We start from the raw sequence: 24140 nt of genomic DNA, 5'->3' as shown, positions 1-24140 counted from the left end.
CCCGACATGACCAGCGCCGACACGACCACCGGCAGACTGCGTATCGCCGCCGCGCCCATCTCCTGGGGAGTCTGCGAGGTCCCCGGATGGGGATACCAGCTCAGCCCGGAGCGGGTTCTCGGCGAGATGCGCGAACTCGGTGTGACCGCCGCCGAGACCGGCCCCGAGGGGTTCCTACCCACATCGCCCGCGCAGTTGCGCGACACCCTGGCCTCCTACGACCTCCGCTGCGTCGGATCGTTCGTGCCGGTCGTCCTGCACAAGTCCGACCACGATCCGGCCCCGGCGGTGAACGAGGTCCTCGACCGGCTCGAGACCTCTGGCGGCGATGTCCTCGTCCTCGCCGCGGCGACCGGCGTCGACGGCTACGACGACCGGCCGGATCTGACCGATGAGGAGTGGACGACGTTGCTCGCCAACCTCGATCGCCTCGGCGACCTGGCGACGGAGCGCGGTGTCACCGCCGCCCTGCATCCGCACGTGGGCACGATGATCGAGAAGCGCGACGAGGTCTACCGCGTGCTCGAGAACTCGACGATCGGCCTGTGCCTCGACACCGGCCATCTGTTGATCGGGGGTACCGACCCTCTCGAGGTCACCCAGGCGTTCACTGACCGCATCACGCACGCACACCTCAAGGATGTCAAGGTCGAGCTCGCCGAACAGGTGCAGCGCGGTGAGATCACCTACACCGACGCGGTGGCCCAGGGCATGTACGTGCCACTCGGCGCCGGTGAAGCCCATATCGCACGTGTTGTCGGAACCCTCGTCGACGCCGGCTTCGACGGCTGGTACGTGCTCGAGCAGGACACGATTCTCGCCGACGAGTCCGACGGCGACGCCGCCGCAGGCAACGTCGCGGTGTCGATGTCGTTTCTGCGCAAGGCCGCTCAGCGGCCGGTGCGGGTGTGAGCGCCGCATCGGCCCGCCCGCTGCGGATCGGGGTGCTCGGCGCGTCCCGTATCGCCGAGTCGGCGATCGTCGGCCCGGCGCAGGCGTTGGGCCACCGCCTGGTGGCGGTCGCCGCGCGCGACCGCGGCCGGGCGGAGGCCTTCGCGGGCAAGTACGGGGTGGAGCGCGTCCTCGACACGTACCAGGATGTGATCGACGACCCCGAGGTCGACGTCGTCTACAACCCGCTCGCGAACGCCTTGCACGGACCGTGGAACCTCTCGGCGGTGCGGGCCGGCAAACCCGTTCTCAGCGAGAAGCCGTTCGCACGCAACGAGTCCGAGGCACGGCAGGTGGCGGCGGCCGCACAGGCCGCAGGCGTTCCGATCCTCGAGGGATTCCACTATCTCTTCCATCCGCTCATGGCACGCACCTTCGAACTGCTCGACAGCGGGTCGATCGGCGCCGTCCGTCACGTCGAGGTGGTGATGGCGATGCCCTCCCCCGGCGACGAGGATCCGCGGTGGTCCTACGAACTGGCCGGTGGCGCGCTGATGGACCTCGGCTGCTACTCACTGCACGTCTCGCGCGTCTTGGGGCCCTGGTGTGGTGGTGCACCGGAGATCACGGGCGGGCGAGCCGTGCTCCGCGGACCACAGATCGACGAGTCGGCGGTTCTCGACATCCGATATCCCAACGGCGCGACCGGAACCCATGCGATTTCGATGGTCGCCGGCGAATACGTGTTCAGCCTCCGGATCGTCGGCGACGACGGCAGTCTGTACCTCCATGACTACCTCGCCCCCAGCCGCGACGACCGCCTGACCGTCGTGTCGTCGTCGGGCGGGACGGTCGCCGTCGAACATCGCGGCACCCGGTCGACCTACACCTACCAGCTCGAGGCGCTCGCCATCGCCATCGAGCACGGCACCGCGCTGCCCATCGGTCTCGACGACGCCGTCGAGAACATGCGGTACCTCGACGAGGCTTATCGCGCAGTCGGTCTCGATCCGCGCTAGTCCGATCTCGTAGTACAAACACGCGGAATCCGCGTGTTTGTACTACGAGATCTGTGAGACCCGCACGAGCTTTCCGGCCTCCCGCGCCTTGATCGTCCAGACCTCCTGAGCATCGACGGGTAACGCGATGTAGATCGCATCGATCTCCGGGTCGTCGATGAGGTCTTCGTAGAGCCCGTAGCTGACCAGGATGCCCAGCCGGTCGGCGATCTCCCACGCGACCGCGGTGGACGCGCTCGCGACCACCTCGAGGGGACCCGAGACCACTCCGGGCGTGCCCAGTTCACGCACCAGTGCGTCGTCGCAGGTGTCCGCCAACAGGCCCCAGCGAACGCGTTCCCGACCGGCGTACACGAGATCGGGATCCGTTCCGGCGGGTTGCGCCGTGGTCCCGCGCACCATCAACTCCGGTTCCAGCGCGATCGCTCCGTAGAAGCCGAGTCCACCCGTGTTCGCAGGTCGCTCGGAGTCACCGACGAGCGACGCCACCGCGTCCATGGCGGCGTGGCCCAGACCCGCCACGTCCTGGCGGATCGTCGTGAGGTTCACATGTCCGAGCACCATGTGCGGACCGTCGTCGTAGCCGACCACGGACAGGTCGTCGGGGACACGAATCCCGTTGTGTCGCATGACATCGATGAAACCGACCGCCATCCGGTCGTTGGCCAGGAAAACCGCCGTCGGCAGGCGCAACTCGGCCAGCAGTCGCTCCGCCGCCAGCGCTCCGGCCTCCTCGGTGTAGTCGCCGACCAGCGTCCGGCATTCGTCGCGGTACCCCGCCGCGGCCATCGCGCCGAGGTATCCGCGTAACCGCTCGGCAGCGCAGGGATGGTCGCCGCCCTCGATGTGGACGATCGAGGTGTGCCCGAGATCGATCAGATGCTGAACCGCCATCTGCGCGCCACGCCATTCGTCGGTTCCGACGGTCACCGCGACGAGATCCGGGATTCGCTCACCGACCACGACGATCGGCACCTCGCATACGAATCGATCGCCGTGCTCCGCGCCGATCACGATGACCGCCGCGCAGCCCTGATCGGCGAGATCCGCCACTGCGCGGGCCCGTGTGCGCTCCGCGCCGTGCAGCCCCAGTGACAATCGATAGCCGACCGTGTCTGCTCCCGCGTACAGTTCGGCGACCAGATCCGCCTCGAACGGACTCGACGCACCGAACACCACCCCGACCAGGCGATGTTGTCCGCCCGACTTCTCCCCCTGCACCATGACCGGTCCTTTCCGCTGCCTCACAACGTATCCCGCGCGTTCACCGGAATGTGACGGAAACGCGAACCCGCCCGACCCACGAATGGGCCGGGCGGGATCACCGCGGTCTCGGGTTCAGCGACGCAGTTCGTGACTCAAGGTATCGAGTTCGTCACCGCCGGCCATCTGCTGGGTGAGCTCGTCGAGAGTGATCTCGTCGTAGGTGCAGTCCAGCTTCTGCCGCCCGCGGTTGAGCAGGACGAAATGGTCGCCGACCATGTGCGCGTGGTGCGGGTTGTGTGTGATGAAGACGACGCCGAAACCCTGATCGCGCGCTGCCGAGATGTACCGCAGCACTGTGCCCGACTGCTTGACCCCGAGGGCGGCGGTCGGCTCGTCGAGGATGAGCACGCGGGCGCCGAAGTAGATCGCCCGCGAGATCGCCACACACTGCCGCTGGCCGCCCGAGAGTGAACCGATCGGTGCGTCCACGTCAGGCAGGTCGATGCCCATCTTGAACAGCTCTTCCTTGGTGGTCGCCCGCATCGACTGGATGTCGAGCATCCGGAACGGGCCCTTGCGCAGCTCCTGGCCGAGGAAGAAATTGCGCCACACCGGCATCAACCCGACGACCGCGAGGTCCTGATACACGGTGGCGATGCCGGTCTCGAGGGCGTGCTTGGGAGATTCGAGCCCGGTCTCCTCGCCGTCGATGAGCAGTTCACCCTCGGTCTGCTGATGCAGGCCGGCCATGATCTTGATCAGGGTGGACTTGCCTGCGCCGTTGTCGCCGAGCACGCAGGTCACCTCGCCGGCGTTGACCCGCAGACTGATGTCCTTGAGCGCGATGATCGCGCCGTAGGACTTGCCGACGTTGCGGAGCTCGATCAGTGGCACCTTGCCGCCGCTGGATTCCGATTCGGGTCGCGTCTCGATTGCTGAACTCATTGTCATGTCACCTCTTGGCCGCGTAGTTGCGGAAACTGTTGTTGGCGATCACCGCGAAGAGCAGCATCGCGCCCATGAAGAACTTGAACCAGTCGGGATTCCAGCCGGCGTAGACGATGCCCTGGTTCACCATGCCGAAGATGAAGGCACCGATGGCCGCGCCGACCGCAGTTCCGTACCCGCCGGTGAGCAGGCAGCCGCCCACCACCGCGGCGATGATGTAGAAGAACTCGTTGCCCACACCTTGACCGGACTGCACCGTGTCGAAGGCGAACAGCAGGTGCATACCGACGAACCAGGCGCAGAACCCGACGAACATGAACATGCCGATCTTCACCTTGGTGACCGGCACACCGACCGCACGAGCCGATTCCTGCCCGCCGCCGACCGCGAAGATCCAGTTGCCGATGCGGGTTCGCATCAGCACCCAGGTGGCCACCAGCGTGAACAGAATCCACCAGACGACCGTGATGCGCACGGACACCCCGAAGAGGTTGAACGAGGAGGCGAACACCTTCTGCGCGGAGTCGAAGCCCTGCATGTCCGAGATGGACGGCGTCGCGACCTGCCCGGTGACCAACTTGGTCACCGCCAGGTTGATACCCGTCAACATCAGGAACGTCGACAGGGTGATCAGGAACGACGGGATCTTCGTCTTCATCACCAGATAGCCGTTGAAGAATCCCACCGCGAGCGCCAGCACGAGGGCGAGGACTGCTCCGAGCCAGACGTTGAGGTGCAGGTTGTAGGCGAGCATCGAGGCCGCGAGGGACGAGAACGTCACGGCGACGCCGGTCGAGAGGTCGAACTCGCCGCCGATCATCAGAACCGCGACACCGCAGGCCATGATGCCGATCGTCGAGCTCGCGTACAGGATGGTGGCCAACGCCTCCGGGGTCCGGAACGGCGCGGCGACGATGCAGAAGAAGATGAAGATCGCGATCGCGCCGAACAGGGCGCCGATCTCCGGCCGGACCAGCAGACGCTGCCACGGCTTCTGCCGTTTCACCCGTTCGTCGGTGACGACCTTGTGCGTGGACAGGTCGAGATCAGTGTGTGTGCTCATCGGATTTCCTCGTGGTTCCTGTGGCGGGACCCGCGTCAGCGGGTGCCACCCTTGGCGTACTCGGCGACCTTGTCGATGTTCGATTGATCGATGAACGCGGGGCCCGTGAGTACGGCCTCACCACCGCCGATGGTGTTCCCGTTGGTCAGGTAGAGCCACAGGGAATCGACTGCTTCGTAGCCCTGCAGATAGGGCTGCTGGTCGACGGCCCACGTCACGTCGCCGTTCTGGATCAGCGGAACCAGGGCGGCGTTGGTGTCGAAGGTGACGATCTGGGCTTTGGAGCCGGCGTTGCCCTTGGACTGGACGGCGGTCTGCGCGATCGGCGCACCGAGGGTCACAACCGTGTCGATGGACGGATCCTGCTGCAACTTGGCGGTCATCGTCGCCTCGACGGACGGCATGTCCTTGCTGTTGACGTTGAGGATCTCGAAGCCGCCGGTGAAGCCCTGCTTCACGCCTGCGCATCGGGACTCGAGAGCGACCTGCCCCTGTTCCTGGATGACACACAGGACCTTCTTGCGCCCCTCCTTTGCGAGGCGCTCGCCTGCGGACTTGCCGGCCAGCGTCTCGTCCTGGCCGAAGTACTGCTGGACGCCCATCGCCTTCCAGTCGTCGTAGCCGGCGTTGAACGCGACCACCGGGATCCCGGCGCCGAGTGCCTTCTTCACGGCCGGGGCCATCGCGTCGGGCTTGGCCAGTGTCAGTGCGATGCCGTCGACCTTGCTGTCGATCGCCGTCTGCACCAGGTTCGCCTGGTTCGGCGCCTCGGGATCGGCGGAGTACTGGAGTTTGATGTTGTCCTTCTTGGCGGCCATCTCGGCCCCCTTGCGGATCAGATCCCAGAACGAGTCACCCGGGACCTCATGGGTGATCATCGCGATGGTCTTGGTCGGCGTGCCTGCGTTGCCCGCGCCGCCGCCACCGTTGTCGTTGTCGTCGGGCTTTCCGCCGGTGCTCGAGCAGCCCGCGATGACGACCACTGCCGATGTTGCGACGGCGGCGAGTGCTGCGAGTCGCCGCGCACGTCCCGGTCGACGCCCTGAGGAATGCATCGTTGTATCTTCCCTTCGATGTGAACTGCAGAGCGGCAAGCCACTCTCCTGGTCATGATGTAATACCCGTCACACCGCCGCTGTCAAGACTTTGTTAAGACATACTGATCTACGCGTATCAGCATGGACGGTCGACAGGCACCCACGCAGCGCGCGATGTACACCCAGTACGAGGAGAAGTCGGCGCCCACCAGGTCGGGGCCGAAGGTGCGGGCCGGGTTCATCGAGGTGCCGGAGATCGGACTGCCCCAGAGTCCGGCGAGCGCGATGTAGCCGAGCACGAACGTGCCGAACATTCCGAGACGAAGCATTCCGAGACGAGACATTCCGAGACGAGGCGCCGCCACCCCTGACGGGGATTGTGGACGTCATCCTTCGGTTCGAGGACCTCGTTCTCGAACAATGTGTCGTCTCCTTCGAGCAGCCGCCAGGAGGCCCTCGGGTCAGGTTCGTATGGAAGGGCTGGGTCTGGGCGGTGCCGTTGTTGCCGGCAGATAGACCGCAAAACCCGTGGGACGGCCGGTGAAGGTGCTCCGTCATTCCAACTCGCAACGCAGTTCGGCCATTCCGGCCCTCCCAGTCGGTGAGCCTGAATTTTGGGGCGTCCGCGTCCCAGGCGTGAGTTGAATCTCGGCACCGGAGCCGATCCACTATCGACGTGGCCCCAAGGCTCGTGCGCCCGCCGCGGTGGGCAGTCGGGTGGCTCCGAACACACAGATCACGGTCAGAGCGGCGAGCAGCATGAATGCTGCCGAGTATGCGCCGGCGGGCAAACCGCGGACGTCGGCGAAGACGGATATGGCGACGGCCACGAGAGCCACCCCGAAGGCCGACCCCAGCTCTTCGACGGCGGCGTGCACCGCATTTGCGTCACTGAGTTCGGCCGCGTCGACGTCGGCGAACGCGAGGGTGTTGTAGGCAGAGAACCCGATGGATCGCAACGCCCCAGACACCACCAGCACCACCACTATCACCGCCGTCGCCGTGCCGGGCCCGAGGACCGCGAGCGCGACGAAAGCGACCACCGACACCACCAGATCCACCACCAGCACGCGTCGGATACCCCAGTGCTGCATCATCGGCGTGGTGAGCGGCTTGACGCCGACGTTGCCGACGAACAGGGCGGTCACCATGGCCCCGGCAGCGACCGGCGACCAGCCGAACTCCAGCTGGAACATCAGCGGCAGCAAGAACGGCACCGCGCTGATCACCAGGCGGTACACCGTCCCGAAACCCACCACCGAGGCGAACGAATGAGTTTGCAGCACATCAAGATTCAGCAATGGATGCGGCGATGTTCGCATCCTCCGCACCGCCCCGACGCCGAGTACCGCCGCAGCGACGACACACCCCGCGATCACGGCCCACTGCGGTGAGTCTGCGGCAACCTGTTGGGCGGCGTATATCGCGGCACCGATCGCCAGGGTCGTGAGTGCGACGCCGGTGACATCGAGTCGTCGACGACCCAAATGACGCTCGGCCGGACGACACCACATCGCCGCGGCACCCAAGCCGACGACACCGATCGGGATGTTGATGGCGAAGATCAGCCGCCAGTCGGAGTGCGTCACGATCAGCCCACCGAACAGCGGCGCCACCACCGGCGCGATCAGCGCCGGCCACGTCAGGTAGGCGATGGCCCGGACCAGCTGTGATCGCTCGACGCTGCGTAACACCGCGAGCCGGCCGACGGGGACCATCATCGCGCCACCCGCGGCCTGCAGCACGCGCATCCCGACCAACGTCGTCAAGTCCGGCGCGAGCGCGCAGCCGGCCGATGCCAGGGTGAACACCGCCACTGCGACGAGGAACACGCGCCGCACCCCGAACCGGTCGGCGACCCACCCGGACAGGGGAATGAGCACGGCGAGCGTGATCAGATACGCCGTCACCACGGCGGTGGCGTCCAGCAGGCGCACACCGAGCTCGGCCGCCATGGCGGGTAGCGCGGTCGCGACGATGGTGGCGTCGAGGATCTCCATGAACAGCGCGCCCGCGCCCAGCAGGGCCAGAGCGTACGGGAAGTCGGCGGGGGCCGACGTCGCCTCGTGCCCCTGTCTCGCGGAGCGGCCGATCACCTCATCGACGCCGGTGAGATCCAGGCCGCCTCCCGCACCGAGGTCTTCATCGCGTCCAGCACCTCGGCGCTGCGCACCGCATCGTCGATCGTGGCACCGCCGGTCCCACCGGTGATCGACGCACAAAAACGTGCCGCCTCGATCACCTTGAGATCGTCGTAGCTCATCGGATTGGCGGCGCCGGGCTGGAACGCGGCGTAGTCACCCGCGCCCGGACCCACGAATCTGGTCGCCACCGCCAGGTCCTGATACTCGTGACCGTCACCGACCTCGAGTTCACCCATCCGCCGATAGTCCCACCGCACGACGCCCTCGGTGCCATGGACTTCGAAGCCGTAGGAGTTCTGCGCTCCCACCGACACCCGACTCGCCTCCAGTACGCATCGCGCACCCGAGGACATCCGCATCTGCGCGGAGACGTAGTCCTCGTTCTCCACCGGGCCGCGTTCACCCCCGGACGCGAGTTGGTGACCCGACGTCGAACCGGTCGGCCGTGGTCGATCAGGGACGAAGATCGCGGTGTCGGCAACCACCGATTCGATGTCGCCCAGCAGGAACCACACCAGGTCCGCGCCGTGCGACGCCAGGTCGCCGAGCACTCCGTTGCCACCGCGTGCACGCTGGAAACGCCAGCTCAGGGCACCGTCGGGATGGGCAGCGTAATCGCTGAACAACCGGAATCGCGCATGGGTGACCTCGCCGATCCCGCCGGCGGCGATCAGCTCGCGCGCCGCTGCGACCGCGGGTACGTTGCGGTAGTTGAAACCGACCGCGGTCTGCACTCCGGCGGCCCGTGCGGCGGTGGCCACGGCTCGTGCGTCGTCGGCCGACAGACCCACCGGCTTCTCGATCCAGAGGTGCTTGCCCGCCGCGACCACGGCACAGCCGATCTCCCGGTGCAGGAAGTTGGGGGCGGTGACGCTGACCGCACCGATCGCCGGGTCGTCGACCACGTCGTGCCAGTCGGTGACCGTGGACGGCACGTCGAATTGAGCGGCGGCCTCGGCGGCGCGCTCGGCGACCTCATCGGCGATCACCATCAGCTTCGGTACGGGCGTCAGCTGCGGATAATGGTGACGAACCCGTGCGTACGCCTGCGCGTGGGCGCGACCCATCCAGCCGAAGCCCACGATGCCGACAGGCACGACAACGCCTGCGTTGCCGGTTTCGGTGGCGGTGACTTCGGTAGCGGTATCCACTGTCATCTCCAGTCCCTTCGACAGGGCCCCGAATCGGGCCGTGTGATCTCCGACACCACTATGCCAGGTAATAATGTCCGGACAAAGTATTGACTTTGGGCTGTGAACTGACGCACAGTGGATGGCAATGGAAGCCTCGGCCCGTATGTCCAATCGAGGGCCCTCACCCGTCCAACCACGAGCAGGGAGCAGTACGTGACCGCACAGCAAGAATCCCGCCTGGGCGAGACACCACACTTCGATGTGCTGGCCATCGGCCGCAGCGGTGTCGACATCTACCCCCAGCAGATCGGGGTCGGCCTCGAGGAGGTCACCAGCTTCGGCAAGTTCCTCGGCGGCAGCGCGGCGAACGTCACCGTCGCCGCGGCGCGACTCGGAGAGCGCAGCGCACTCATCTCGGGTGTCGGTGACGACCCGTTCGGTCGGTTCGTGCGCTCCGAGCTGGTTCGTTTGGGGGTCGACAACCGATTCGTCGGGATCGACGACGAGTACGCCACTCCCGTCACCTTCTGCGAGATCTTTCCGCCGGACGATTTCCCGCTGTACTTCTACCGCAAGCCGACCGCCCCGGATCTGCAGGTTGCGGTCGCCGACCTCGACATCGCCGCGGTCCACGACGCGCGCCTCTATTGGTCGACCGTCACGGGTCTGTCCGAAGAGCCCTCGCGCAGTGCCCACTTCGCCGCATGGGAAGCACGCGGGCGTCAGTCGCTCACGGTTCTCGATCTCGACTACCGACCGATGTTCTGGTCCACGCCGCAGGCAGCCACCGAACAGGTTCGCCGCGCGTTGTCACATGTCACCGTCGCCGTCGGCAATCGCGAAGAGTGCGAGATCGCGGTCGGCGAGACCGACCCGCACGCCGCGGCCGATGCGCTGCTCGACCTCGGTGTCGAACTGGCGATCGTCAAGCAGGGCCCCAAGGGAGTGCTCGGCAAGACCCGCACCGAGTCCGTCGAGGTCGCGCCCATGCCGGTCGACGTCGTGAACGGGCTCGGCGCGGGCGACAGCTTCGGCGGCAGCCTGTGTCACGGATTGCTCGAGGGCTGGCCGCTGGAGAAGATCTTGCGCCACGCCAACGCAGCCGGCGCGATCGTCGCAGGCCGACTCGAGTGCTCTACCGCCATGCCCACCGCCGACGAGGTCGCCGAGCTCGCCACCACCGCTGAGGAGAAGATCCATGTCTGAGGTCGCGACGCCCCCCGGCCCACCCGGAGCCGTGATCGACCGCAACGGCGTGGCGGCAGCAGCGTGCTCGACGTACGCCGAGGTGACCGCCATCCGGGCCACCCACCCACAGGCCATCGCCGAGGCATGGGCACGACGGCGGCGGCGCGCGACGGTCACCGGTTCCGACCGCCTCATGATCGTCGCCGCCGATCACCCCGCTCGTGGCGCACTCGCCGTCGGATCGAATCCGACCGCGATGAACAGCCGTTCCGATCTGCTCGACCGCCTGCGCACCGCCCTGGCCAACCCCGGCGTCGACGGCGTGCTGGCCACCTCCGACGTCTTGGAGGACCTGCTGCTGCTCGGCGCACTCGAGGACAAGGTCGTGTTCTCCTCGATGAACCGCGGTGGCCTCGCCGGTGCGTCGTTCGAGCTCGACGATCGGATGACCGCGGCGACCGCGTCATGGACCATCGACGCGGGTCTCAACGGCGCGAAGATGCTGTGCCGGGTGGACCTGGCCGACGAGGGGACGCTGAACATGATGACGGCTTGCGCCGCTGCCGTCGACCAGCTCGCCGCCGGCGGATCGATCGCCATGCTCGAGCCGTTCCTGTCGTCACGTATCGACGGCAAGGTGCGCAACGACCTGACCGCCGACGCGGTGATCAAGTCGATGCACATCGTGCAGGGCCTCGGCTCGACGTCGGCCTACACGTGGCTGAAGCTTCCGGTGGTCGACGAGATGGAACGCGTCATGGACGCCACGACACTGCCCACCCTGTTGCTCGGTGGCGACCCGCAGACCGCCCCGGACGCGACATTTGCGAGTTGGGAACGCGCCCTGCGTATCCCATCGGTCCGCGGTCTGATCGTGGGCCGCACGCTGCTCTACCCTGGCGATGACGATGTGGCCACCGCGGTCGACACCGCGGTCAACCTGGTGAGGTGATCCGATGAACGGCAAGTACTACATTCCGACGCTGTCTGCCACCGCACCGCTGACGGTCGACGTCACGCCGGAATCGGCGGGCTGGACAGAATCATCTCTGTTCGTCGTCGAACTCGTTGCCGGCGAGGCGATCACCCGGCGGTCCGGTGAGGACGAGATCATCGTGGTGCCGCTGTCCGGCTCTGCGGCGGTGGCTTCCGGTCACCGGTCCTTCGAGTTGGCCGGGCGCGCAAGCGTGTTCGACGGTCCGAGCGACTTCGCCTACGTCGGTCGGGATTCCGAGTTCACCGTGACGAGCGCGCCGGGCGGGCGCTTCGCTCTCTGTGGCGCCCGAGCCGCGACGACACTGCCGTTCCGGTACGTGCCGGCCGCCGACGTCGCGGTGGAACTGCGCGGTGCCGGCAATTGCAGCCGACAGGTGCACAACTTCGGTACCGCAGACGCATTCGAGGCCGACTCGATCATCGCCTGCGAGGTCATCACCCCCGGCGGCAACTGGTCGAGTTACCCGGCCCACAAGCATGACGAGAACAGCGAGAACGAGTCCCAACTCGAGGAGATCTACTACTTCGAGATCGCCGACGGCCCCGACGGGTCACCGGGCTTCGGCTACCACCGCGTATACGGCACCCCCGAACGTCCGATCGAGGTGCTCGAAGAGGTACGCAGCGGCGACGTGGTCCTGGTCCCACACGGCTACCACGGGCCATCCATCGCAGCGCCCGGCTATCACATGTACTACCTGAACGTGATGGCCGGATCGGGCGAACGCACCTGGAAGATCTGCGACGACCCCGCCCACACCTGGTTGCGCGGGAGTTGGGAACACCAGGACATCGATCCACGACTCCCCCTGCACGAGAGACCAGCCCGCTGATGGATCTCGATTTCGACAAGCTCAACCCGGCGGATACGCCACTCACTTCGTTCCTGGCTACTCGATCAGCGGAAGGCACGAGAGACCGAACGCGCGATCTCGACCGCCGATCGAGTAGCCCGAGGCGCCGGCCGAGGGCCATCCATCCGCCGATCGAGTAGCCCGAGGCGCCAGTCGAGGGCCATCCATCCGCCGATCGAGTAGCCCGAGGCGCCAGCCGAGGGCGTATCGAGATCCTCACCCGACCAACACAGAAAGAAGCCATCGTGGCACCGATCAATCAGGGACGAGACGGCGGCGTGACCGGCGTGCGGACGCCCCACGGTGAGCCGACCGTCCGACTGACCGTTTCGCAGGCGACCGTGCGATTCCTCGCCAACCAGTTTGTGGAGCGTGACGGCGAGCGTATGAAGTTCTTCGCCGGTTGTTTCGGCATCTTCGGTCACGGCAACGTCGCCGGCCTCGGTCAGGCGTTGCTGCAGAACGAGATCGACGATGTGGACAACGGTCGTGACCTGTCGCTCACGTATGTCCTCGGCCGCAACGAGCAGGCGATGGTCCACTCCGCGGTCGGCTACGCCCGGATGAAGGACCGCCTGCAGGCCTGGGCCGTCACCGCCTCGGTGGGCCCCGGCGCTACCAACATGCTCACCGGTGCCGCATTGGCCACCATCAACCGCATACCCGTCCTTCTCCTGCCGGCAGACACCTTCGCCACCCGGGCCACCTCTCCGGTGCTGCAGGAACTCGAACTCCCGTCGTCGGGCGACATCAGCGTCAACGACGCATTCAAACCCGTCTCGCGCTACTTCGACCGCGTGTGGCGACCCGAGCAGCTGCCCGGCGCACTCCTGGGCGCCATGCGGGTGTTGACCGACCCGGTGGAGACCGGCGCGGCCACCGTCGCCATCCCACAGGACGTCCAGGCCGAGGCGTTCGACTGGCCGGAATCGCTGTTCGCCGAACGCACCTGGCATGTCGCCCGGCCATTGCCGGAACGCCACGTGATCGCCGAGGCAGCCGAGATCATCCGGTCGGCCAGGCGGCCGCTCATCGTCGCCGGCGGCGGCGTCATCTACAGCGACGCCACCGAGTCGCTCGCGAGGTTCTGCGCCCGCACCGGAATCCCGGTCGGCCAGAGCCAGGCCGGCAAAGGTTCGCTCCCCTACGATCACCCGCAGTCGGTCGGCGCCATCGGCTCGACCGGCACCACCGCGGCCAACGCTCTGGCGGCCGAGGCGGACGTGGTGATCGGGATCGGCACCCGCTACAGCGACTTCACCACCGCCTCCCGCACCGCCTTCACCGGCGATGGGGTGCGATTCGTGAACATCAATGTGGCATCGCTGGATTCGGTCAAGCACAGCGGGTACAGCGTGGTGTCCGACGCTCGCGAATCGCTGGACGCGCTCGCCGAACTGCTCGTCGACCACACCGTCGACGACGACTACCGCGAGCGCGTCGCGACGCTGGCGGCCGAGTGGGATGCCATCGTCGAACAGGCCTACTCCCCGACCGCGGTCGGCACCAACGTCGCCACCGGCGAGGAGGCGCTCACCCAGGGCGCCGTGATCGGCCTCGTCAACGAAACCTCCGATCCACGCGATGTGGTGGTCTGCGCCGCCGGCTCGATGCCGGGTGATCTCCACAAACTCTGGCGCACGCGAGATTCCAAGGGCTATCACGTCGAGTACGGGTACTCGTGCATGGGTTACGAAGTCGCCGGCGGCCTCGGCGTGAAGATGGCCTGCCCGGACCGCGACGTCTTCGTCATGGTCGGCGACGGCTCCTACCTGATGATGGCCACCGAACTGGTCACCGCCGTGCAGGAGAATCTCAAGGTGATCGTGGTCCTCGTGCAGAACCACGGCTTCGCATCGATCGGCTCGTTGTCGGAATCGCTGGGCTCGCAACGCTTCGGCACCAACTATCGTTACCGCGGCGACAACGGCCGTCTCGAGGGCTCGACGCTGCCCATCGATCTCGCCGCCAACGCCGCGTCGCTCGGGGCCGACGTCATCCGCGCCACCACCACCGCCGAGTTCGCCGATGCCATCAAGGCGGCCAAGGCCGGGGAGCGCACCACCGTCATCCACGTCGAGACCGATCCGTTGATCGGCGCGCCGGACAGCGAATCCTGGTGGGACGTACCAGTGGCGGAGACCTCCACCCTCGAATCCACGCAACAGGCGCACGACGTCTATACGAAGTGGAAGGCCGTTCAGCGGCCGTATCTGAGCCCCACCTCCACCAGCGACCCGACCTCGTCCACGAACGGAGAGAACCAGTGAAAGACTTGCGCATCGCCGTCCTCGGCGTCGGCATGATGGGTGCCGACCACGTCGCCCGCATCACCGAGCGCACCAAGGGCGCCACCGTCACCGTGCTCAACGACTACTTCCCGGAAAAGGCCGACGAACTGGCCGCGAGCATCCCGGGTTGTCGGGTCATCAACGACCCGCTCGACGCGATCGCCGATCCTGAGGTCGATGCAATCATCCTGGCCACGCCCGGACCGACGCACGAGAAGCAACTGGTGGCCTGTCTGGAGAACGGCAAGCCGGTCATGTGCGAGAAGCCGCTGACCACCGACGTCACCACCTCGCTCGAGATCGTCAAGCGGGAGGCGGAATTGGGCCGCAAGCTGATCCAGGTCGGCTTCATGCGGCGGTTCGACCACGAATATGAACAGCTCAAGGGCCTGATCGACGACGGTACGTTCGGTCAGGTGTTGCTCGCCCACTGCGTGCACCGCAACCCGGCCGTCCCGCCGAGCTTTGACAGCTCGATGATCGTCAAGGACTCACTCGTCCACGAGGTCGACGTCACGCGATTCCTGTTCGACGAGGAGATCACCTCGGTCCAGATCATCGCCCCGGGCGCGAATCCCAATGCGCCCGAGGGACTGAAGGATCCGCAGATCGCGATCTTCACCACCGAGTCGGGTCGCCACGTGGATGTGGAGTGTTTCGTCACCACTGGTGTGGCCTACGAGGTGCGCACCGAGCTCGTCGGCGAGCTCGGTTCGGCCTTCATCGGCCTCGATCAGGGCCTGATCCGCAAGCAGCGCAACCCGGTCCAGTCCGACACCGGTGACGGCCGCAAGATCGCCGGCATCGTCGGCGGCAACATCACACCGTCCTTCGTCGAGCGATTCGGTCAGGCCTACGACAACGAGATCCAGCGCTGGGTCAATGCGGTGCGTGCCGGGATCAACGTCGATGGCCCGGGCGCCTGGGACGGGTACGCCGCCGCGGCCGTGTGCGCCGCAGGTGTCAAGGCGCTCGACACCGGAGAGCGTCAGACGGTCGACATGGTTTCCCGGGCGTCGATTCCGGGAGCCTGATCGCGCTCGACTCAAATCCCCCAACCGCCCGGTCGAGTAGCTCCGAGCCTCAACCGCCGGTCGAGTAGTTCCGAGCCGCTAGGCGAGGAACGTATCGAGACCCCCCCAACAGGTCTCGATACGCCACTCACGCCGTTCGCGGCCACTCGACCATCGTGAACAACCCCACAGGAGAACACCATGTCCGTCAACACCATCGGCCATTGGCTCAACAACAAGGCCTACCCCGGCACCAGCAGCAATTCCGCACCGGTCACCAATCCGGCCACCGGCGAGGTCACCGGCGCGGTCGCGCTGGCCAATATCGAAGACGCGCGTGCGGTGATCGACGCCGCCGCCGCCGCATTCCCCGCCTGGCGCGACACGTCATTGGCCAAGCGCACCGCGATCCTGTTCAAGTTCCGCGAACTGCTCGAAGCCCGCAAGCCCGAACTGGCCGAGATCATCACCGCCGAACACGGCAAGGTCCTCTCCGACGCCCTCGGCGAGATCAGCCGCGGCCAGGAGGTCGCCGAGTTCGCCTGCGGTATCCCACATCTGCTCAAGGGCGGCTTCACCGAGAATGCCTCCACCAAGGTCGACGTCTTCTCCGTGCGCCAGCCGCTGGGCCCGGTCGGCATCATCAGCCCGTTCAACTTCCCCGCCATGGTGCCGATGTGGTTCTTCCCCATCGCCATCGCCGCCGGCAACACCATCGTCCTCAAACCCTCGGAGAAGGACCCGTCGGCGTCGCTGTGGCTCGCCGAACTCTGGAAAGAAGCCGGCCTGCCCGAAGGCGTCTTCAACGTCCTGCAGGGCGACAAGCTCGCTGTCGACGAACTGCTGACCAACACGGCGATCAAGTCGATCAGCTTCGTCGGCTCCACCCCGATCGCCCAATACGTCTACGCCACCGGCACCTCCGCCGGCAAACGCGTCCAGGCCTTGGGCGGCGCCAAGAACCACGCCATCGTGCTACCCGACGCCGACCTGGACCTCGCCGCCGACGCCATGGTCAACGCCGGCTTCGGCTCCGCAGGCGAACGCTGCATGGCCATCTCGGCCTGCGTCGCCGTCGGTGACATCGCCGACGAACTCGTCGCCAAGATCGCCGAACGCGCCAAGACCATCAAGACCGGTGACGGCACCAAGAACTCCGACATGGGACCGCTGGTCACCAAGGCCCACCGCGACAAGGTCGCCTCCTACGTCGACGCAGGCGAGGCCGACGGCGCCACCCTGATCCTCGACGGACGGGAGGTCACCGCTGACGGCGGAGCCAACGGCTTCTGGCTCGGCCCGACGTTGATCGACAACGTCACCACCGACATGAGCATCTACACCGACGAGATCTTCGGCCCGGTCCTCTCGGTCGTCCGGGTCGACACCTACGACGAAGCGCTCGAACTGATCAACTCCAACCAATACGGCAACGGCACCGCCATCTTCACCAACGACGGCGGCGCAGCACGCCGATTCCAGAACGAGGTCGAAGTCGGCATGGTCGGCATCAACGTGCCCATCCCGGTCCCGATGGCCTACTACAGCTTCGGCGGCTGGAAGAACTCGCTGTTCGGTGATACCCATGCCCACGGCATGGAAGGCGTCAACTTCTTCACCCGCGGCAAAGCCATCACCAGCCGCTGGCTCGACCCTTCACACGGCGGCCTCAACCTCGGCTTCCCCCAGAACGCCTGAGACAGAACGCATGAGACAGCGCGCTTGAGTCACAGCACCAACCGGAGCAGTTACCATTTGGCTCGCCCGCCGGGCCAAACGGCAACCTCTGGATTCACTCGACAAAGTGGACCGGTGCGGTGGTGCCTCGAACCACGAGCTGCGGGCGGCGCACAATCGCCGGAGGATCACTCCCACCGATCATCGCGAGCGCCCCGGACACCGCGTCGCAGGCCATCTGGCGCGCATCCTGGGACACCGTCGTCAGCGGTACCCGCAGCCCCGCCGCCAACCGTGCATCGTCGTAGCCGACCACCGAGATATCCTCGGGCACAGACATTCCCGCACGGATTATCGTGTCGATGACGCCAGTTGCACAGTCGTCATTGAAGGCGATCACGGCGGTAGGCAGGTCACCTGCGTCGAGTATCGTCCCCATCGCTCGAGCACCGTCGATCTGCCCGAGTCCGCCGCTGACGATTCGCAGCCCGCGGTCCTGCCGATGGCGACGCATCGCAGCGCGGAAGCCGGCTCGCCGCTCATCCGCACCGGGCGCATCTCCGCCGTCGATGTGCACGACGGCGGAATGTCCGAGTTCCACGAGGTGATCGACGGCCAAGCCGATACCCGCGGTGTCATCGCTGCGCACGTATCCCGTCCGCGGATCGTCGACCCCCTGTGCGACCACGACGACCGGTAGACGCTCCACGAGCGTCGACAACTCGATGCCGTCGAGACGAGGCCCCAGCAAGATCGCCGCCTCGCAGCGCTCACGCACAACTGTCTCGACCGCACTCGATTCGGACCGGCTCGGCGCGACCGCACTGATCACCACGTCATATCCGGCCTCGGCGGCCTCGCGATAGATCTCCTCGACCAGGTCACCATGGAAGGGTTCACGTAGTTCGAAGGTGACGCCGAGCAGTCGCGACGACGACTGCCGCAGCTTCCTGGCCCGTTGATCCGGTACGTAGCCCATCTCATCGGCGATCCTCAGCACCCGCTCACGGGTTTCGTCGCTGGCACCCGGCACGCCGCGCATCACAATCGAGACAAGGGCCTTCGACACGCCCGCCGCTTGTGCGACGTCGATGAGCGTCGTTCTGCTGCCGCGCCTCTCCACCATGTATCCCTCTCTTGACCAGATGTGAATGCCGGCACTACTCTAGCCTAGAACGTTCTACTAGAACGATCTAGTCCGATTCCTTCCCGCTCGCGTCCGGAGACTCACATGACCGCCACCACCCCCGCCTCGATCCCGGTGCCGTCGCGCGGCGCGACGGCACCGATCCGCATTGCCACCATCGGAGCCGGCCGCATCGGCAGCAGTCATACCGAACTGATCACCCGGCACGTGCCGGGTGCCGTCGTCGCGGCCGTCGCCGATCCGGTCGACGGTGCGGCCGAGCGGCTCGCGGCGGTGGCCGGGGCCGGGTTCGCCACCACCGACATCGACGACGTGTTCGCGTCGCCCGATGTCGACGCCGTCCTGATCACCGCACCCGCACGTAGCCACAGCGAATTGGTCTGTCGCGCAGCGGCGGCCGGAAAACACGTCTTCTGCGAGAAGCCGATGGCGGTGACCCTCGACGAGGCCGATCAGGCGATCGCCGCGGCATCGGACCACGATGTCGTGCTGCAGGTCGGGTTCAACCGCCGGTTCGCCCCCGGTTTCGCCGCCGCCCGCCGGGCGGTCGACGACGGCCGGGTCGGCACCCCGCAGCTGCTGCGCTCGCTGACCCGCGATCCCGGCCCGTGGCAGGTGGATCCGGCCCGCGTCCCGCAGTGGACGATCTTCCTGGAGACGCTGATCCACGATTTCGACACACTGTGCTTCCTCAATCCGGGCGCCCGCCCGGTGTCGGTCCACGCCTTCGCCGATGCGCTGATCCGGCCGGATGCCCGAGAGAGTGGCCATCTCGACACCGCTGTCGTGACGATCACTTTCGACAACGGCGCGATCGCCACCGCCGAGGCCAGCTTCTCGGCGCTGTACGGATACGACGTCCGCGCCGAGGTGTTCGGCTCGGCGGGTATGGCGACCGCTGGTGACGGACGCACCACCGACATGACGTTCTACGGTGCGGCGGGAGTCGAGATCGACACCGCCCGGCGCGACACCGTGCTCCTGCACAGTGCCTACGTAGGCGAGCTCACGGCATTCGTCGAGTCGGTGCGCGGCGGATCGCCTGCCCCGGTCGGCGGGGCGGACGCCCGGACCGCGTTGCAGATCGCATTGGCGGCGATCCACAGCGTCGAGACTGGCGGCACCATCACGATCGGCGAGGTCCGCTGATGAGCTACCGGCTGGCGGCCAGTGCCGAGATGCTCTATCTCAACCGGCCTTTCGTCGATCGGGTGCGGACCATCCACGAACGAGGGCTCCTGGTGGAGGTCTGGGACTGGTCTACCAAGGACATCGATGCCCTTGTCGCCACCGGCGCCGAGTTCGCCTCGATGACCGGGTACCTGACCGGCAATCTCACCGATTCCGACGGCATCTCCGCGTTTCTCGACTCGGCGGAGGAGTCGATCACGGTAGCCGCCCGCCTCGACTGCCCAAGCCTCAACGTGCACGGCACCGGTCTGGGCCCGGAGGGCCTGCCGATCGCTCCGGTCGAAGTGGTGACGCCCGAGATGTGGCTCACCGCGGCGGACACCTTGGGCCGGCTCGCGGAGATCGGCGAACGTCACGGCAGGGTCTTCACCCTGGAGAACCTCAATCTCGCCATCGACCATCCAGGTACCCCCTTCGCGACCGCCGCGGACACCATGACCCTGGTGAGGGCCGTCGGCTCCCCGCACCTGCGGATGAACCTCGACCTGTACCACGCTCAGATCGGTGAGGGTAACCTCATCGAATTGATCCGGGCAGCAATGCCTTTCGTCGGCGAGATCCAGGTTGCCGATGTGCCAGGCCGTTGCGAGCCGGGAACCGGGGAGATCAACTACCCGGCAATCGCCACCGTGCTGAAAGAGATCGGCTACACCGGCGTCGTCGGCCTCGAGGGCTGGGCAAGGACCGACCCGGACAGCGCCCTCGACGCCTTCATGACAGCGTTCGCCTGACCCGTACGGGCCGCGCCAACTCGAGCACGATGTCAAGCACGGCCCGGGCCGCGCGTGATGGCGTGCGGGTGGACGAATGGGCAATCGCGATGTCCCACATCAACGGGGTGTCCGAACACGGCACGATGACCGCACCGGCCTGCATGTGCGCCACGCCGAGCGGAACGAGTGTCACCCCGAACCCCTTGACCGCCAAGCTCATCCCGAAGAACTGATCGGCCACCTCGATCACCGTCCGCCGGTTCGGGATGTCGCGGTCGACGACCGCGCGGGTGCCCCAACCGGGTGGATAGTCGATGACGCGTTCCTCGGCAAGGTCAGCGGTCGCGAAGGTGCCGGCCTGCGCCAGACGGTGATCGGGCGAGCACACCAGTACCAGCGGTTCCTGCGCGAGCCGGTGAACCGCGATGCCGGGGATCAGCTCCGGGTACGCCCCCAGGAAGGCAAGGTCGAGGGTGCCGGCGCGCACCCCGACGATGTTGCCGGAGCTGCCGTGGGGATTCTGACGCATGGCGATCGTGATCCCGGGATGCCGCCGGTGGATCTCGGCGAATGCCTCGGCCAGATCTATGGAGACGACATTGATGAGCGCGCCGACAGCGACCTCTCCGCGGATATCGCCGCGGACTTCGTCGACCGCGTCGAAGATGTCCGCGCGTGCGCGCAGGGCGGCGCGCGCCGGGCTGACGATCGCGCGACCGGTGTCGGTCAGGACGAGCACTGTGGGTGTGCGATCAAAGACGCGCTCCCCCAGTTCACGCTCCATCTTGGCGACACCCGTGGACACCGCCGACTGCACGACGTTGAGTGATCGCGCGGCGGCGGTGAACGTGCCGTGGTCGCAGCAGGCGAGGAAGTATTCCAGGTGACGCAGCTCCATGCCGGCCTCCATCGCAATCAAAGATGTCTATATCGAAATCTATCGCTTTTCTTGAGAGCTTGGCAGCCGGACAATGTTCAGATGGCCACCACCATCTCTGTCCCCGTCCGAGCACAGACCCACCTCAGTCGCGTCGTGGTCTTCCTGTTCGCGGTGACTGCGGGTTCATCGGCCGGCTGTCTCTACTACCTGCAACCGCTCCTGCACGAGATCAGCGTCGACTTCTCGATCTCGACCGCGACGGCGGGTTTGCTGATCGCGGTCACCCAGATCGGTTACCTGCTCGGCCTCGCCTTCGTCGTCCCGCTCGGCGACTTCGTCAACCGCCGCCGACTGGTGACCGGTCTCCTCGCCGTGTCGTGCCTCGCCCTGGTGGCCGCAGGCCTGATGCCCGCGTACGGAGGCCTGGTGACGATGGTGTTCGCGGTCGGGGTGTCGGCATCGGCCGCACAGGTCGTGGTGCCGTGGGCGGCCGCGATCGCGGCACCGAACGAGCGCGGCGCGGTCGTCGGGAACGTGATGAGCGGACTGCTCATCGGCATCCTGTCCTCCCGGGTCCTCAGCGGACTGGTCGCCGAGGTCGGCGGCTGGCGGGCGATCCTGTTCGTCGCCGCGGGACTACAGGTGGCGATGGCGGTGGCGGTCTGGTTCCGCGCTCCCGAAGCGCGGCCCGAGGCCGCCGGATCGGGTCAGAGCTATCCCCAGGTCCTCCGGTCGATCCTGACCCTCGTGCGCACCCACGACGTGTTGCGGCACCGCATGTTCCTGGGTGGGCTCAGCATGGCGGCCTTCAGTTGCATGTGGACCGCGATCGCCTTCCTGCTGGCCGGCGCGGGTGACTCGAGCTATTCGTACTCGGAGGCGGAGATCGGCCTGTTCGGACTCGCCGGGGTGGCGGGTGCGCTGATTGCGCCCGTCGTCGGCAAGCTGGCCGACCGAGGCTATCTGCGTCACACCCAGTACGGCGTGTGGGGCGCGCAGATCGCCGGATGGGTCCTGCTGTGGGCCGGTGCACATCACGTCGTGGTGCTGGTGATCGCCCTGCTCATCTTCGATTTCGGCGTCCAGGGCGTCCAGCTGGCCAATCAGACCGGCGTGTATTCGCTTGACGGCCAAGCTCGTTCGCGACTGACCACGGCCTACATGGTGGCGTACTTCGCGGGTGGCGTGATCGGCTCGACGGTCGGTGGCTTGGCGTACCAGGCGGGCGGCTGGCCCCTCGTCTGCACGATCGGGACGGGATCGGCGATTGTCGGGCTCGCGACCTGGGCGATCTTCTCGTGGACCGAACGTGGCCATCCGCTCCAAGGCCGGGCCGCTCATGCCGAATTGCGTGGGGCGGTTCGGGGCTGACGGTTCGCGGTTTCGATACGCCGACTCGCTGCCGCTCGCAGGCTACTCAACCAGCAGGGGGAGGGCTCGCCGGCTATTCAACCAGCCGGGGCGGGCTCGGCGACTACTCAACCAGCGGAAGTCGCGCCTCGCCGGTCGGTATCGAGATCACCTACGCGACAGCTTCTTTCGCCGCAGATCGGCAATGGCGGTCTTCAGCCCGCGGGTCCGTGGCATACCGGCGAAGCGTCGCTCCGACGCCGTCTCCGGCGCGTCGTCGGCGGTGTCACGAAGGAACCGATCGGGCAACGCGAGTTTGTTGATGGTGCGCAGTGTCTGCAGGTACTGCACGAACAGTGAACCGGTCGTATAGGGCAGATCGTACTTGTCACACAGTTCGCGCACCCGCACACCGATGTCGGCGTAGCGGTTACTGGGCAGGTCCGGATAGAGGTGATGCTCGATCTGATAACAGAGATTGCCGCTCAGGAAGGCCGTCGCCGGGCCCGCGTCGAAATTGGCGGTACCGAGCATCTGCCGGAGATACCACTGTCCGGGTGTCTCGTCGGTGAGTGAATCGACGGTGAACTTCTCTGCGCCATCCGGGAAATGACCGCAGAAGATGACCACGTACGCCCAGAGGTTGCGGATCAGATTCGCACTGAGGTTCGCGGTCAAGGTGTGCACATAGTTCGGACCGGTCAGTGCCGGGAACAGTACGTAGTCCTTGCCGACCTGCTTGCCGATCTTGCGCAGGAACACCTTGATCTGAGGTACTGCAACGTCTTTCGGCTTCGTGCCGTTGATGACCTCTTTGAGTTCGAGGTCGTGCAGTCCGATTCCCCACTCGAAGGTTGCGGCGAGGACGAGGTTGAACACCGGCTGCAGGATGCGCCGCGGCTCCCACGGCTCGTCGCGAGTCACGCGGAGGATCTTGTAACCGACGTCGTGATCCATCCCGACCACGTTGGTGTACTTGTGGTGGATGTAGTTGTGCGAGTGCTTCCAATGCGGGGACGCGCACACCATGTCCCACTCCCACGTCGTGGAGTGGACCTCGGGATCATTCATCCAATCCCATTGCCCGTGCATCACATTGTGCCCGAGCTCCATGTTCTCGATGATCTTGGAAAGGGCCAGCGCACCGGTCCCCAGCAACCACAGCGAACGCTTGTGACTGCCGAACAACGCAAGCCGACCGGCCACCTCGAGCGCACGGTGGGCGAAGATCGTCCGACGCAGGTAGCGGACATCACGAACGCCTCGATCGGCTTCGATCTCACGTCGAAGTGCATCGAGTTCAGCGCCCAATGCCTCGACGTCCGCATCACTCAGATGGGCGTAGGCATTGATGTCGGTTATGGCCATCGGCACCCATTATGCCCGTGCAGCGAATGGA

At 66.4% G+C, this 24140-nt stretch carries 21 protein-coding genes; 11 read left to right on the top strand and 10 right to left on the bottom strand.

What is annotated here, in order from left to right; all coding sequences use genetic code 11:
• The first annotated feature begins 6 nt into the window (after positions 1 to 6).
• Together ACPXCG_RS08225 and ACPXCG_RS08220 are read left to right on the top strand one after the other, a co-directional pair.
• Positions 7 to 912, top strand: coding sequence for a sugar phosphate isomerase/epimerase family protein (locus ACPXCG_RS08225; protein WP_425790937.1), 906 nt, complete (start codon positions 7 to 9; stop codon positions 910 to 912).
• The gene (locus tag ACPXCG_RS08220) at positions 909 to 1910 is read left to right on the top strand and encodes a Gfo/Idh/MocA family protein (protein ID WP_425790935.1); all 1002 of its coding nucleotides are present in this window, start codon (positions 909 to 911) and stop codon (positions 1908 to 1910) included. The genes ACPXCG_RS08225 and ACPXCG_RS08220 overlap by 4 nt, the downstream gene beginning before the upstream one ends.
• 42 nt (positions 1911 to 1952) lie before the next feature.
• On the opposite strand, the gene ACPXCG_RS08215 is transcribed toward ACPXCG_RS08220, so the two are convergent.
• The 7 genes from ACPXCG_RS08215 to ACPXCG_RS08185 all read right to left on the bottom strand — a co-directional run bounded on the left by ACPXCG_RS08215 (position 1953) and on the right by ACPXCG_RS08185 (position 9465).
• Positions 1953 to 3134, bottom strand: coding sequence for a substrate-binding domain-containing protein (locus ACPXCG_RS08215; RefSeq protein WP_425790933.1), 1182 nt, complete (start codon positions 3132 to 3134; stop codon positions 1953 to 1955).
• Positions 3135 to 3248: 114 nt separating this feature from the next.
• Complete coding sequence (locus ACPXCG_RS08210; protein ID WP_425790931.1) at positions 3249 to 4061, bottom strand: ATP-binding cassette domain-containing protein; 813 nt, start codon at positions 4059 to 4061, stop codon at positions 3249 to 3251.
• Between the two features lie 7 nt (positions 4062 to 4068).
• Entirely contained in the window at positions 4069 to 5127 is a 1059-nt protein-coding gene (locus ACPXCG_RS08205; protein ID WP_425790929.1) for an ABC transporter permease, read from the bottom strand.
• Positions 5128 to 5162: 35 nt separating this feature from the next.
• A complete protein-coding gene (locus ACPXCG_RS08200) occupies positions 5163 to 6182 on the bottom strand; it encodes a substrate-binding domain-containing protein (RefSeq protein ID WP_425790927.1) in 1020 nt (339 codons plus the stop codon).
• Positions 6183 to 6265: 83 nt separating this feature from the next.
• Positions 6266 to 6406, bottom strand: a complete 141-nt coding sequence (locus tag ACPXCG_RS08195) for an aquaporin (RefSeq protein ID WP_425792076.1) — start codon at positions 6404 to 6406, stop codon at positions 6266 to 6268.
• Between the two features lie 426 nt (positions 6407 to 6832).
• A complete protein-coding gene (locus ACPXCG_RS08190; protein WP_425792075.1) occupies positions 6833 to 8164 on the bottom strand; it encodes an MFS transporter in 1332 nt (443 codons plus the stop codon).
• Positions 8165 to 8256: 92 nt separating this feature from the next.
• A complete protein-coding gene (locus tag ACPXCG_RS08185; protein ID WP_425790925.1) occupies positions 8257 to 9465 on the bottom strand; it encodes a Gfo/Idh/MocA family protein in 1209 nt (402 codons plus the stop codon).
• Between the two features lie 189 nt (positions 9466 to 9654).
• Here ACPXCG_RS08185 and iolC point away from each other — a divergent pair, with 189 nt between their 5' ends.
• From iolC to ACPXCG_RS08155, 6 genes are all read left to right on the top strand, one after another.
• Complete coding sequence (gene iolC, locus ACPXCG_RS08180; protein WP_425790923.1) at positions 9655 to 10647, top strand: 5-dehydro-2-deoxygluconokinase; 993 nt, start codon at positions 9655 to 9657, stop codon at positions 10645 to 10647.
• A complete protein-coding gene (locus ACPXCG_RS08175; protein ID WP_425790921.1) occupies positions 10640 to 11581 on the top strand; it encodes a Cgl0159 family (beta/alpha)8-fold protein in 942 nt (313 codons plus the stop codon). Before iolC ends, ACPXCG_RS08175 begins: the two co-directional genes overlap by 8 nt.
• 4 nt (positions 11582 to 11585) lie before the next feature.
• Positions 11586 to 12458: a 5-deoxy-glucuronate isomerase gene (gene iolB / locus ACPXCG_RS08170; RefSeq protein WP_425790919.1), complete on the top strand. Its 873-nt coding sequence runs from the start codon at positions 11586 to 11588 to the stop codon at positions 12456 to 12458.
• Positions 12459 to 12724: 266 nt separating this feature from the next.
• Positions 12725 to 14749, top strand: a complete 2025-nt coding sequence (gene iolD, locus ACPXCG_RS08165; protein WP_425790917.1) for a 3D-(3,5/4)-trihydroxycyclohexane-1,2-dione acylhydrolase (decyclizing) — start codon at positions 12725 to 12727, stop codon at positions 14747 to 14749.
• Positions 14746 to 15804, top strand: coding sequence for a Gfo/Idh/MocA family protein (locus ACPXCG_RS08160; protein ID WP_425790915.1), 1059 nt, complete (start codon positions 14746 to 14748; stop codon positions 15802 to 15804). The genes iolD and ACPXCG_RS08160 overlap by 4 nt, the downstream gene beginning before the upstream one ends.
• A gap of 180 nt (positions 15805 to 15984) precedes the next feature.
• Positions 15985 to 17481: a CoA-acylating methylmalonate-semialdehyde dehydrogenase gene (locus ACPXCG_RS08155; protein ID WP_425790913.1), complete on the top strand. Its 1497-nt coding sequence runs from the start codon at positions 15985 to 15987 to the stop codon at positions 17479 to 17481.
• Positions 17482 to 17575: 94 nt separating this feature from the next.
• On the opposite strand, the gene ACPXCG_RS08150 is transcribed toward ACPXCG_RS08155, so the two are convergent.
• Positions 17576 to 18586 carry a LacI family DNA-binding transcriptional regulator gene (locus ACPXCG_RS08150; protein ID WP_425790911.1) on the bottom strand — a complete coding sequence of 337 codons (1011 nt, stop codon included), beginning with the start codon at positions 18584 to 18586 and terminating at the stop codon, positions 17576 to 17578.
• A 105-nt stretch (positions 18587 to 18691) separates the two neighbouring features.
• Between ACPXCG_RS08150 and ACPXCG_RS08145 the strand changes: the two genes are divergently transcribed.
• Both ACPXCG_RS08145 and ACPXCG_RS08140 read left to right on the top strand, forming a co-directional pair.
• Complete coding sequence (locus ACPXCG_RS08145; RefSeq protein WP_425790909.1) at positions 18692 to 19756, top strand: Gfo/Idh/MocA family oxidoreductase; 1065 nt, start codon at positions 18692 to 18694, stop codon at positions 19754 to 19756.
• Positions 19756 to 20529 (top strand): TIM barrel protein, encoded by a 774-nt coding sequence (locus ACPXCG_RS08140; protein WP_425790907.1) that lies wholly within the window; start codon positions 19756 to 19758, stop codon positions 20527 to 20529. The genes ACPXCG_RS08145 and ACPXCG_RS08140 overlap by 1 nt, the downstream gene beginning before the upstream one ends.
• Here the strand turns inward: ACPXCG_RS08140 and ACPXCG_RS08135 are convergent.
• A complete protein-coding gene (locus tag ACPXCG_RS08135; RefSeq protein ID WP_425790905.1) occupies positions 20510 to 21409 on the bottom strand; it encodes a LysR family transcriptional regulator in 900 nt (299 codons plus the stop codon). The genes ACPXCG_RS08140 and ACPXCG_RS08135 overlap by 20 nt on opposite strands.
• An 81-nt stretch (positions 21410 to 21490) precedes the next feature.
• Here ACPXCG_RS08135 and ACPXCG_RS08130 point away from each other — a divergent pair, with 81 nt between their 5' ends.
• The gene (locus ACPXCG_RS08130; protein WP_425790903.1) at positions 21491 to 22762 is read left to right on the top strand and encodes an MFS transporter; all 1272 of its coding nucleotides are present in this window, start codon (positions 21491 to 21493) and stop codon (positions 22760 to 22762) included.
• 147 nt (positions 22763 to 22909) lie between these two features.
• Here ACPXCG_RS08130 and ACPXCG_RS08125 read toward each other — a convergent pair whose 3' ends face one another.
• Entirely contained in the window at positions 22910 to 24109 is a 1200-nt protein-coding gene (locus tag ACPXCG_RS08125; protein ID WP_425790901.1) for a fatty acid desaturase family protein, read from the bottom strand.
• Positions 24110 to 24140: the final 31 nt, after the last annotated feature.

It is taken from the genome of Gordonia sp. DT218 (assembly GCF_049847105.1).
GTDB lineage: Bacteria > Actinomycetota > Actinomycetes > Mycobacteriales > Mycobacteriaceae > Gordonia.
This window is presented reverse-complemented; position numbering and strand designations above follow the sequence as displayed.